General features: G+C 56.3%; 8 protein-coding genes and 1 rRNA gene. 2 read left to right on the top strand and 7 right to left on the bottom strand.

Annotation, left to right across the window (positions count from 1 at the left end):
- The 7 genes from BMX75_RS14005 to BMX75_RS13975 form a co-directional block, all read right to left on the bottom strand.
- Positions 1-190, bottom strand: a 16S ribosomal RNA gene (locus BMX75_RS14005); the annotation flags it as partial.
- Between the two features lie 278 nt (positions 191-468).
- Positions 469-1,458 (bottom strand): adenosine deaminase, encoded by a 990-nt coding sequence (locus BMX75_RS14000; RefSeq protein ID WP_092828932.1) that lies wholly within the window; start codon positions 1,456-1,458, stop codon positions 469-471.
- 13 nt (positions 1,459-1,471) lie between these two features.
- Positions 1,472-3,175 (bottom strand): thiol reductant ABC exporter subunit CydC, encoded by a 1,704-nt coding sequence (cydC, locus tag BMX75_RS13995; protein WP_092828930.1) that lies wholly within the window; start codon positions 3,173-3,175, stop codon positions 1,472-1,474.
- On the bottom strand, positions 3,172-4,848 hold the full coding sequence (gene cydD / locus BMX75_RS13990; protein WP_092828928.1) for a thiol reductant ABC exporter subunit CydD: 1,677 nt from the start codon (positions 4,846-4,848) through the stop codon (positions 3,172-3,174). Before cydD ends, cydC begins: the two co-directional genes overlap by 4 nt.
- 4 nt (positions 4,849-4,852) lie before the next feature.
- Positions 4,853-5,854: a cytochrome d ubiquinol oxidase subunit II gene (cydB, locus tag BMX75_RS13985; protein WP_092828926.1), complete on the bottom strand. Its 1,002-nt coding sequence runs from the start codon at positions 5,852-5,854 to the stop codon at positions 4,853-4,855.
- Positions 5,851-7,260 (bottom strand): cytochrome ubiquinol oxidase subunit I, encoded by a 1,410-nt coding sequence (locus BMX75_RS13980; protein WP_092828924.1) that lies wholly within the window; start codon positions 7,258-7,260, stop codon positions 5,851-5,853. Before BMX75_RS13980 ends, cydB begins: the two co-directional genes overlap by 4 nt.
- A gap of 235 nt (positions 7,261-7,495) precedes the next feature.
- A complete protein-coding gene (locus BMX75_RS13975; RefSeq protein ID WP_092828922.1) occupies positions 7,496-8,470 on the bottom strand; it encodes a calcium/sodium antiporter in 975 nt (324 codons plus the stop codon).
- Positions 8,471-8,723: 253 nt separating this feature from the next.
- Here BMX75_RS13975 and BMX75_RS13970 point away from each other — a divergent pair, with 253 nt between their 5' ends.
- Positions 8,724-10,049, top strand: a complete 1,326-nt coding sequence (locus BMX75_RS13970; RefSeq protein WP_175474745.1) for a paraquat-inducible protein A — start codon at positions 8,724-8,726, stop codon at positions 10,047-10,049.
- 3 nt (positions 10,050-10,052) lie between these two features.
- On the top strand, positions 10,053-11,738 hold the full coding sequence (gene pqiB, locus BMX75_RS13965; protein ID WP_092828918.1) for an intermembrane transport protein PqiB: 1,686 nt from the start codon (positions 10,053-10,055) through the stop codon (positions 11,736-11,738).
- Positions 11,739-11,745 lie beyond the last annotated feature (7 nt).

Here is an 11,745-nt window from a genome sequence, read left to right as displayed (position 1 = left end):
CCCGTAGGACGTATGCGGTATTAGCCTGGGTTTCCCCAGGTTATCCCCCACTACCGGGTAGATTCCTATGCGTTACTCACCCGTCCGCCGCTCGTCAGCATCCAGCAAGCTGGACCTGTTACCGCTCGACTTGCATGTGTTAGGCCTGCCGCCAGCGTTCAATCTGAGCCATGATCAAACTCTTCAGTTTACAATCATTGCGGTTCTTACCTGCCACCCGAAAGCGACAGAAGCGAACCAAACTTGGCTCAAGGTTTTCAAACGTTCTCTCAAGATCCGAAGACCTTGGACGAGTCGCTTGCCTTGATATTTGGTGATTTATCACCCTCATCGGCAAGCGCCCACATGAATTACCTGATCACATTATTAAAGAGCGATCGAAAGGCCTCGCCGTTCGATGTGGTGCGTATGATACGTTTTTTTTACGCGAGGTCAACCAGCTGCGACACTTTTCTTACCAATGGTCATTCAGGCAGCCAAGCGAGCCAATAAGTCGGCACGCCGATCGGCGGATACGAAGGCGGCGTCAATTGCATTTCGGGTTAATTGAACAAAGACGTCTTCAGACCATCCGAAAGCGTCGGCACAAGCCACATGATTGGCGAGCATTCCGCCACCAAAGTAAGCAGGATCATCGGAGCTGATGGTCACGTTCAGGCCCTTCTGAAGCAGGGTGGGCAAAGGATGCTCACGCAGGTCATCGACGACTTTTAGACACACATTGGATAACGGGCAAACCGTCAGGACGACCTGTTCACGACGAAGGCGCTCCACCAGGTCCGGGTTTTCCAGGCAGCGCACGCCATGGTCGATACGCTCCACCCCCAGAAGATCGAGCGCCTGGATGATATAGTCCGCCGGTCCCTCTTCGCCTGCATGCGCTACGCGAACCAGACCGATCTCTTTGGCCCGCGCAAAAAGTGTCTTGAATTCAGATGGCGGGTGGTCGCGTTCCGCACTGTCCAAGCCGATTGCATCGATAAACTTCCAGTAGGGGGCGGCTTGCTCGAGGACGTGCAAGGCTTCCTCTGCCGGACGGTCGCGTAAAAACGCCATGATCATGCCAACCGAAAAATCCATGGATTCCTCGGCTTCCTGCTTGGCTTTGAGCAGCCCACCCATGACCACTTCCAGCGGCACACCTCTTTGCAGATGCGCTTGAGGGTCGAAATGCATATCGACATGTACGACACCCTCCCGGCGAGCGCGATGAAAATAGTCCATCGCCAGGTCGTAAAAGTCTTCCTCGTGACGAAGCACGTTCATGCCTTGAAAATAAAGGTCCAAAAACGCCTGCAAATCATTAAAGTCATACGCCTCTTTTGCTTCCTGGGCAGAAGCATACGGCAAGTCAATGTTATTGCGCTGGGCCAGCGCGAACATCAGCTCGGGCTCAAGCGACCCTTCGATGTGAAGATGCAGCTCTACCTTGGGAAGCTGGCGCAAAAAATCGTGCATACAGGACTCCTGTCTAATTAGCTTCAAGGCCAAGCTTACCTGCATCCAGGTGCCAGTGGTAATCGATATGCGGCAACAAGTCAGGCTGGTCGACTTGATGGATAAAATAGATGACTGTTCTACTGCCAAGCCAACGATCAAGCGAAGCCGCCAAGTGCTGGGCGGTCACTGCATCGACGCTTGCAAAAGGCTCATCAAGGATCACAACCTGCGGGTCACGCAGCATCAATCGTGCCAATGCAACCCGCCTGGCTTGCCCCCCAGAAAGTTGCTGGCCTTTTTCGCCCACCTCTGTATCTAGCGCCCTGGGTAAACGTTCCACCCAATCGGCCAAGGCCACGTCAGAGAGGACTTGCCAAAGCCGCTCGTCACTTGCAGATGGGTCCGCAATGAGCAAATTCTCTGCCAGGGAGGCATCAAATAGATCCACGTGCTGGGTAAGCATTGCCAAATGCGCCGCGCGTTGTGTATCGGACAACGATGTGGGCGCTCCCCCCAGCACCTTGACGCCCCCATGGGTGGGCGCCAGCCGCCCCATGATGAGTGCCGCCAATGTCGACTTTCCAGCCCCCGACATGCCGGTCACCACAGCGCGCTTGCCTGCGGGAAGGTGCAAGTCAACGTCGCTCAAGGCCTGGGACAGCGCATGGGGATAACGCAACGACACGCCTTCGAAGATCACGCCATCGTCTAACGACACGACAGCTGGAGACAAGGTAGCGCTCGACGAATCGCGCGGCTCAAGCTTGTTCAATCGCTCAACAGCGGCATAGCTCGCTCCCAGCCGAACAAACGCATTGGGTAGAACGCTGAACGCCTCATTGATACCCAGCGCCATCAGCACGGCCATCACAACAATGGGACCGTCAACCTGGCCTTGCGCCAGCACCTCCCCCGCCAGCCAAAGCACCCCTAACGCCAGCAAACTCGTCACCGCCGCAACAACTGCATTCCCAAGCGCCTGCTTGTTACCTACCTGGCGCTGATTGTGCAGGACCTGCTGCTCATGAGCGTCGACAAAGCCTCGATGCCAATGATCGCTGCAATAGCTGGTCAACTCTGCGCTGGCCTGAACCTGATCAATCACCAAGTGACGCAAGACTTCTTGATCACCCACATGGTGGTGGCTTTGCCGCCACCCCCAGACGGAAAAACCCACTGTCGTGACCAACCAGAGCCCCCCGAGAACGCCCGCCATCAGCAAGGCCGCGTAAGGCAGCCACATCGCGACGAACAGCACCATGATGGCGCTCCCCAGTAGTGCAACCAGAGGCGGCATCAAGGCCCGGAGATAAAAATTATCCAGAGTGTCGATATCGGATGTAAGGCGGGTCAGCCAATCACTTGCCCGCTGACGGCCGAGCGTCAAATCATCAAGGCGGGTTAATTGACCAAATACACGAAAGCGCAAATCCGCCAGCAATGTCAGTACGCTATTGTGGTTATAAACACGCTCGGCATACCGCGAGACGGTCCGCAGTAGCGCAAAGAAGCGAATGCCACCACCCGGCACATAGACATCCAGAATAGCGGGCACCCCCAACACCAGCGCAATACCCGTTAGCGCACTGGCGGTGATAAACCAACCCGACAGACCCAGCAGTGCAACACCGGCTAGAAGCGTCAACCCTGCCAGCAAGGTCCCCAGCATGAAAGCGCGCCGACGGCGGGTAAGCAATCTCAACCAGGGTAAGAATTGGCGATAGATATCCCTCAAACGGGCATCTCCTCGATCTGTCCATGGGTCATTTTGAAGTGGCGATTCGCCGCTTTGATGACCGCCGGGTGATGGGTGGCAACGACGAGCGTGCGCCCTTCTTTTATCCAGTCGATCAACGCCCCCACCACGGCTTGCTCTGTTGTCTCGTCGAGCTTAGCTGTCGGCTCATCGAGCAGGATCAATGGTGCGCCACTCAGGTAAACACGCGCCAGCGCCAAACGCTGAGCCTGGCCACCCGATAAACCGACACCGCGCTCGCCAAGCAAGGTATCCAGCCCCTCTGGAAGGCCATTCACCACATCAAGCAAACCGGCACGCCTTAGCGCGACTTGCATCGCATCTTCTGATGCCTGGGGGCTCGCCAGACGCAGATTATCGGCCAGACTCCCCTGCAACAGGCAGGGCTGCTGATCCAGCCACGCGATTTGGTTCGTCGCTGAATGGCGGCACACACCATCGCTTGGCCCAATGAACCCTGCCAATAACGCGAGCAATGTCGACTTACCGCTACCCGACTCTCCGCTGACCGCCACCACATCACCCTGCTTTAGGGTGAGATCCAAGGGGCCCATCACCACACCACGACCCGGATAGCTGACCTGAACCTTCTCAAGCTCCACCAGCGCATTGTCGGTTCGGGTGGTTGAGGGAGAAGTGTCGCGCATCACAGGCGGCTCGTTGAGGGTATTGACGATGCTCTCTGCGGCGCCCAATGCCGCCGCTCGATCATGATAATGCATGGATAACGTGCGCAAAGGCTGGAAGAACTCCGGCGCCAGTAGCAACACCGCCAGGCCGGAGAACAGCGTCAATGAAGGGGCGGGGCCATACTCGATATAACCCAGCAGACCAAAGCCGACATACATGGCGACAACCGCGATGGCCACCGACGAAAAGAACTCAAGCACCGCCGAGGACAAGAATGCCAGCTTCAACGTCCGCATGCTCAGACGTCGATACTGGTCTGAGGCCACCCAGACCGCCTGCTGTGCCGCCGCCGTGTGACCAAACAGCTGGAGCGTCGTAATACCGCGCACTCGATCTATGAAATGCGCTGACAGTCGGGCCACGGCGGCGAACTGATCACGGTTCATGCGCTCTGCCCCCATCCCCACCAGGGCCATAAACAGCGGAATCAGCGGTGCCGCCAGCAGCAGGAAAACAGCGGCCAGATAATCCAGCCACACCACCACAGCAAGAATGACGAGCGGCACCCACATGGTGATCCGCAGTTGCGGATGATAGCGCGCAAAATAGCCGTCCAAGGCGTCAATATGCTCTACCGCCTGAGCCGCAATGGCCCCACTCTGCTGTGATGTCAGCCATGCGGGACCCAAGGCAGTGATTTTATCAAGCAGCTGGGCACGGGCCTTGCGTCTGATGCGAAGGCTGGCATCCAGACTCAACCGTTCTGATATCCACTGGCACAGCGCACGCAACAGCACGGCGACGGCCAGGAGCGCGAAAACAGGCGTCAAGGCACCTGGCGACCGGCTGTGAACCACCAGTTGATCGATCAACCAGGCCAGGCCCGTCACGATCAGCACGGTGTGACAGCCTGCCAAGGTACCAAAGAACGCCGCGCCCGCTAACCGCTTGCGTTCTGATGCAGCAAGCGAGGTTAACCAGTGGCGCGGCGTAAGCTTCTTTTGGCTGGGAACGGCTGCCATCAGCTTAATGGTAACCCTCTCCGACGCGCACCTTGCCACGGAAGACCCAGTAGGTCCACGCGGTATAGGCCAGCACGATGGGGATGACAAACAGCACACCGATCAGCAGGAAGAGCTGGGACTCCGGGGCCGAGGAAGCATCCCAGATGGTGTAGTTGGGCGGCACAATCACCGGCCACTTGCTGGCAATCAACCCCAGGTAGGTGAAAATGAACAGGCCAAGCGAGGCGACAAACGGCAAGCCTTCTTCCTGGCGCTTAACGGCGCGGTAAAGGACATAAGCACAAACCATCGCAAGGATGGGGAACACCCAGATCAAGTGAATCTGGCTGAGCCAACGGTCGCGCACCTCGGGGCTCACCAACGGCGTCCAGAGACTAACAATGGCGAACACCACCAGCACGGCCAGCAACAGTTTCGGGGTTATCCGGTAGGCCCACTGCTGCACATAGCCTTCCGACTTCAGGATCAGCCAGGTCGAGCCCAGCAGGGCATAGCCCGCCATCAAGCCCAGACCGGTCAGCACGCTAAATGGCGTCAGCCAATCGAGCGCCCCGCCTACATAGACAAAATCCTCTACCGCAAAGCCCTGGATATACGCACCCACGACGGCTCCCTGGGCAAAGGCTGCCACTGCCGACCCGCCACAGAAAGCGCGGTTCCACCAATGGCGATTCTTCTTCGACTTGAAGCGAAACTCAAATGAGATACCGCGGAAAATCAATCCCGCCAGCATCAAAAACACGCCGATATAAAGCGCCGGCAGGAACACGGAGTAAACCAGCGGGAAGGCGCCCAGAAGGCCCGCTCCCCCCAATACTAACCAGGTTTCGTTACCGTCCCACACCGGTGCGACTGAGTTCATCATCACATCACGCGACGCTTCATCCGGTGCAAAGGGATAAAGGATCCCCAGTCCCAGGTCGAAGCCGTCCATGATCACGTACATGATAACGCCGAAGCCAATAATGCCGGCCCAGATTATTGCAAGGTCAAGGCTGATCATTTGGTTGCTCCCTCATAATCACTATCGAAAGGCGTGTGAGCCGCAGAGAAAGGCCGTTTGGCTCGCTCGACTTCGCCGGTTACTTCCATGGAATCCGCCAGCATGCCGTTACGCACGACTCGCATCAGATAGTAAATACCTACCCAGAACACGACGGCGTACACAGCGACGTAGCCCAGCAGCGTAAACAGCGCCATGCCGCCAGTCAGCGAAGGCGTTAAGCCTTCTGCGTGAGTCATGACACCGTATACCAACCATGGTGCGCGTCCGGATTCCGTCACTACCCAGCCTGCCAATACCGCTAAAAATGGCGTTACGATCATCCCGGTAAGCGTTTTGAGGTAAAGCGGGCTTGCATACACACGTCCGCTGCGACGCAGGAAAAGGCCAATCAGCGCGACCGCGATCATCAGCAGGCCAATGCCCACCATGATGCGGAATGACCAGAACACCAGTGCCACAGGGGGCTGTTCATCAGGTGCCATTTCATTGATACCCGGAACTACGCCGTCCGCGCTATGGGTCAGGATGATACTTGCCAGGCTGGGAATGCCGATTTCAAAACGGTTTGCCTGGGCCTCCTGGTCGGGCAAGGCGAACAGCAAAAGCGGCACGTTGGACCGGGTTTCCCAGTTACCCTCCATCGCCGCCACCTTGGTAGGCTGATGCTCCAACGTATTGAGGCCGTGAAAATCACCAACGACAGCCTGTGCCGGTGCCAGAAAAAGCAGCAACCATAGACACATCGATAGGGCTTTTTTATTCGCTTCAACATCACGGTTGCGCAGGAGGAACCAGGCGCTGACACCGGCCACCACAAAACCACCTGTCAGGAACGACGCCATGCCCATATGCACAAAGCGGTACCAGAAGGAGGGATTGAAGATTGCCGCCATCCAGGAGGTGATATGGAAGCGCCCATCCACCATTTCATAGCCTGCAGGGGTTTGCATCCAACTATTGGCGGAAAGGATCCAGAACGAGGAAATAAAGGTGCCCACCGCCACCATGATCGCAGCAAACAGGTGCACCCCTTCTGGTACTTTGCCGCGTCCGAAGAGCAAAACACCCAGAAATGCCGCTTCAAGGAAGAAAGCGGTCACCACTTCGTAGCTGAGGACAGGCCCTAGGAAATTTGACGTAGCAAAAGAGAAGTTGCTCCAGTTCGTACCGAACTGAAACGACATCACGATGCCGGTCACGACCCCCATGCCAAACACAACGGCAAACATCTTGGTCCAGAATTGTGCCAGGCGATCCCAGGCGTCGTTTTCCGTTTTGTAGAATATCCCGTGCAGAACCGCAATATAGGACGCCAGCCCGATCGTGAAGACAGGAAAAATGGCGTGAAAACACACGACAAATGCGAACTGGAGTCTCGATAGCAATAGCGGATCAAGTTCCATAACTCCCTCCTAAGGTCCCATGGAGCCTTTTTCTCAAAGGCTTAAAACAAGCTTAGGTGAGTCCCTTTGGATCACGCTCTTCTATTTGTAGTCACTAAGCTTATTTGATCAACAACCCCTTGAGTTTACAGCTTAGAAGGTATGGATGCGGCATGCGTTTTGGGTTTTCACCGTGTCGCGTTGACGCAGGTCAATTTTTTAGGTCCCAGCCGACAACGACTGTTATACAAACGACTCAAGCCAACACCACCACACTCACCAGATAGCCTGTATAGGCAATAAAAAGCGCTAATAAACCACCGCCCTCAAAGCGGTTGATGCGCCGCGGGCGACCTTTCCAGGAGAACGCGAACAGCATCATCAGTACGGTCATCACCAACATGACGACCCAGTCACGCTGAAGCACCTCCTGGCCGGTTTCAATCGGAGTAATGACGCCTGCCAACCCAACCACAGCAAGGCTGTTGAATAGGTTCGAGCCCACGACATTGCCGAGCACCATATCGTGCTCATTCCGACGCAGTGCGCTAATCGATGAAGCCAGCTCGGGTAATGAGGTGCCAATCGCCACAACGGTCAAACCAATGATCAGATCACTGACGCCAAACGCCACGGCGATCTCGACCGCCCCCCAGACCAAAAGACGTGAGCTGGCAATCAACAGCACCAGACCAGCCAGGGTCCACATGATGGCGTTACCCCGCGACATTGGCTTGTTATCCAGCGTTTGCGCCACCTCAGAAATAAGTGAATCGTCCTGCTGCCCCCTAGAGCGCACAACGCTGATAACGATAAATATCACCAGCGCCAGTAATAAGCAGACTGCCTCCCAGCGGGCCACCCAGCCATCCAGCAGCATCAACCCGGTCACCAGCATCACTACCAGCAACAGCGGTATTTCTTTGCGAATGACGCTCGAGTGCACGGCCAATGGCGCCAATAAAGCAACAAAACCCAGCACCAGGCCAATATTGGCGATATTGGAACCATAGGCATTACCCACGGCCAATCCGGGGTTACCTTGCACTGCGGCCAGCACTGACACCATCATCTCGGGAGCTGATGTGCCAAAACCGATCACCAGCATGCCAATCAACAGGGGAGATAACCCTAGCCATTGAGACGTTGCCGCGGCCCCGTCAATGAATTTCTCAGCGCTCCAGATAAGCAGTATCAAGCCAACGACAACGGCGATAAGAGCAAGTAACATAAGATTCCTTTGAATGGCGTGTGCATAAAGTGGCGATGGTCAGGGCGCTGAATGACCCGCCATGGTCGGGCAGGCGGTCAATGAGCATGGCGATCATTCTTCATTCATCGCTCGGAATCAACGACAACCTGGCAGCGACCGGGCCAATTTTACCCAATATTTGACAGACTTATAACCGAGAGCGTATTGCTTTGCCCATCCACGCGAGCGAGATCACCATTTGTCACAAAACTGGCTACACAGACACCCCAACTTGAAGGTCAATGCGCCGCTCGTTGACCAGCAGCCTCCTGAGGCTCGCACTCAGAGGCGACGTCTGCGCGCCTGTCATGAATGTGACTGGGTATCGGCGCTACCGCCTCTCAAATCCGGTGAAAAGGCCTGCTGCCCCCGCTGTTCGCATGTCCTGGTCAAGCGCAATCGTTACCCTGCCCAGCGCAGCATGGCGCTCGCGATGGCGTCGCTTATTGCCCTTTTACTGGCGGTTTCCTACCCCTTTGTCAGTTTCAGCTACAGCGGAGTGAGCAATCGTATCGAGCTCACCGAAACGGCAAGCACACTGATCGCCTTTCATCAGCCCTTGGTGGCAATCGGTGTTATCATGACCATCGTGGTGTTGCCCGCGGTGTATTTGATAGGCACCCTATGGCTGCAGTACGGTTTATTGCGCAATGACCCGCTTCCATTCAGTCGCTCAACGGCACGTTCATTGAGCCATTTAACGCCTTGGATGATGGCCGATGTGTTTATCGTCGGCGCCCTGGTTAGCTTGATCAAGATCGCGGGACTCGCCGATATTGAACTGGGGCTGTCGTTTTGGGCGTTTTGTGTCTTTGCCTTTCTCCTGTTGATGACGGTGCAATCGATTGATGCTGACTGGATGTGGTTTGCTCTGGAGGGTGAGCCCCTGGCGCCGGAGGGAACACAAACAGGCATGTCAGCCGCGGCCCAGCAGCTTACCAGTTGCCCCACCTGTGGGCTGATCAACCGGTTGGCACCAAACGGCAAGGACTATTGCGTGCGCTGCCATGAGCGGTTGCATCCTCGGCTTCCGCACAGCGTCCAACGCACCTGGGCATTACTCGCTGCTGCGGCGATCATGTATATTCCAGCCAATGTATTCCCCATCATGACCACAACCAGCCTGGGCAATAGCTCTCCTTCGACGATCGTGGGCGGCATTGTCGAGTTGACTCAAGGCGGTTCCTGGCCAATAGCGGGCGTCATTTTTGTCGCCAGTATCATTGTTCCCGTTGGCAAACTGTTCGCGCTGGCCTGGCTATGCAGCGTGGCTCACCGTAGTGATGCCCTCAATGCGCAAACGCGCACAACGCTTTACCGGATCACCGAGTTTATCGGTCGATGGTCGATGGTCGATGTGTTTGTCGTCGCCATTCTCGTAGCGCTTATCCGCGCCGACTCGTTAATGACGATCAACCCTGGGCCGGCAGCACTTGCCTTTGGAGCAGTGGTCGTGCTGACCATGCTGGCCGCCATGACCTTCGACCCACGTCTGCTTTGGGACACCCCCATAACGAAATCTTCTGGACAAAACGACGCCCGTCCCGTAAGGAAATAAGTAATGGCTAACGAAAACGACATGCCCTCCAACGAACCTCAGGGCGAGGCGGCGATGCATCGTGCCAAACCCAGCCCCCAGACACGGCTTTCGCCCATCTGGATTGTCCCCATTGTCGCACTGGTCATTGGCTTGTGGCTGGTATACGACAACTATTCCTCCCGGGGCACCATGATCACCTTGACGATGCAAAACGCCGAGGGGATCGAAGCTGGCAATACACTGATACGCAGTCGCAACGTTGAAATCGGCCGGGTACAGAGCGTGCAGCTTTCCGACGACCTTTCCCAGGCCGTTTTACGTGCCCGCATCCAGCCAGAAGCGGAAGCCATGCTGCGTGAGGATAGCCGCTTCTGGGTCGTCAAACCGCGGATAGGCCGCGAAGGAATCAGCGGTTTGGGTACCGTGCTTTCGGGTGCCTACATACAACTTCAGCCGGGTTCTTCCTCAGAACCGCAACGCGAATTTGAAGTCAGGGAGACGCCACCTGTCGCCCCCGCTGGCGTTGCCGGTCTTCAAGTCAGCCTGATTAGCCAGTTGGGTAATTCATTGCGCGTGGGCGACCCGGTTTCCTATCAAGGCTTCACCGTCGGCCGCATCGAGGAAACCCGCTTTGATGCCGAGTCTCGCACCATGCACCATCAGGTATTCATTGAAGAGCCATATGATCAGCTCGTCACTGAAAGTACACGCTTCTGGAGTGCCAGCGGTATTGACTTTCGACTCGACGCCGACGGCGTTCGTGTCAACGTTGACTCCCTCGAGACATTGCTGGGCGGGGGGGTCACCTTTGGCGTCCCTGAAGACCTGCCAATGGGGCAGCCCGTTGACAACAATACCCGTTTCGAGCTTTACACCGATGAAGATAGTGCCCGGCAGGGTACCTTTAACCGTTATCTGGAATACGTACTACTTATCGAAGATACTGTTCGCGGGCTTTCCAAGGGAGCACCTGTGGAGTTTCGTGGCGTTAGGCTGGGTACCGTTGCCGCCGTCCCCTGGAATTTCATGGCACCTCAGCCGGATTCACGGGAACAGTTTGCCATCCCGTTGCTGATTCGCATCGAGCCCCAGCGGCTCGGCATCGAGAATGCTGACGTTGACCTTGACGAGTGGGATGCCCGCTTCAAGCGAATGTTCACACTGGGCTTACGCGCCTCCCTCAAAAGCGGCAACCTGCTGACAGGGGCGATGTTTGTAGACTTGAATTTCCGCGAGGATTTGGCCGCTCAATACGTACCGGAATCTTTCTCGGGACACACGGTATTCCCCACGACATCAGGCGGCTTTGCGCAAATCCAGGCGCAGGTAACCGCCTTGCTTGAAAAGCTGAATGGCTTGGAAATCGAGCCGCTATTAACGGGGCTTGATCAGAATCTACAAGCATCTGAATCTGTGCTTGAGGAAGTTCGTGGCGTTAGCGAATCCCTCAATCAGCTACTTAATGATCCTGAAACCCAATCTCTCGGCGGCAACGTGAACCGCACGCTTGAAGAGCTGCAGAACACACTGGAAGGCCTGTCTCCGGAGTCGGCCGCCTACCAGGAACTGATGTCGACGGTCGAACGGCTCGACCGCGTCATTCGCGATGTTCAGCCGCTGACTCGTACACTGAGCGAGAACCCACGCGCACTGCTGTTCGAGAGTATCGAAACCGACGACCCGATTCCTCGCGCGCCACGCGAGTAAGGATACA

Origin of the sequence: Vreelandella subterranea (genome assembly GCF_900111305.1) — a bacterium.
Classification (GTDB): Bacteria; Pseudomonadota; Gammaproteobacteria; order Pseudomonadales; family Halomonadaceae; genus Vreelandella; species Vreelandella subterranea.
The sequence above is the reverse complement of the archived record's forward strand: the minus strand, read 5'-3'. Positions and strand labels throughout refer to the sequence as shown.

Bases quoted from the DNA above. Each gene is read 5' to 3' on its own strand.
- BMX75_RS14000 (WP_092828932.1), bottom strand. From the start codon at position 1,458: ATGCACGATTTTTTGCGCCAGCTTCCCAAGGTAGAGCTGCATCTTCAC.
- cydD (WP_092828928.1), bottom strand. From the start codon at position 4,848: ATGGCAGCCGTTCCCAGCCAAAAGAAGCTTACGCCGCGCCACTGGTTA.
- cydB (WP_092828926.1), bottom strand. From the start codon at position 5,854: ATGATCAGCCTTGACCTTGCAATAATCTGGGCCGGCATTATTGGCTTC.
- BMX75_RS13980 (WP_092828924.1), bottom strand. From the start codon at position 7,260: ATGGAACTTGATCCGCTATTGCTATCGAGACTCCAGTTCGCATTTGTC.
- BMX75_RS13975 (WP_092828922.1), bottom strand. From the start codon at position 8,470: ATGTTACTTGCTCTTATCGCCGTTGTCGTTGGCTTGATACTGCTTATC.
- pqiB (WP_092828918.1), top strand. From the start codon at position 10,053: ATGGCTAACGAAAACGACATGCCCTCCAACGAACCTCAGGGCGAGGCG.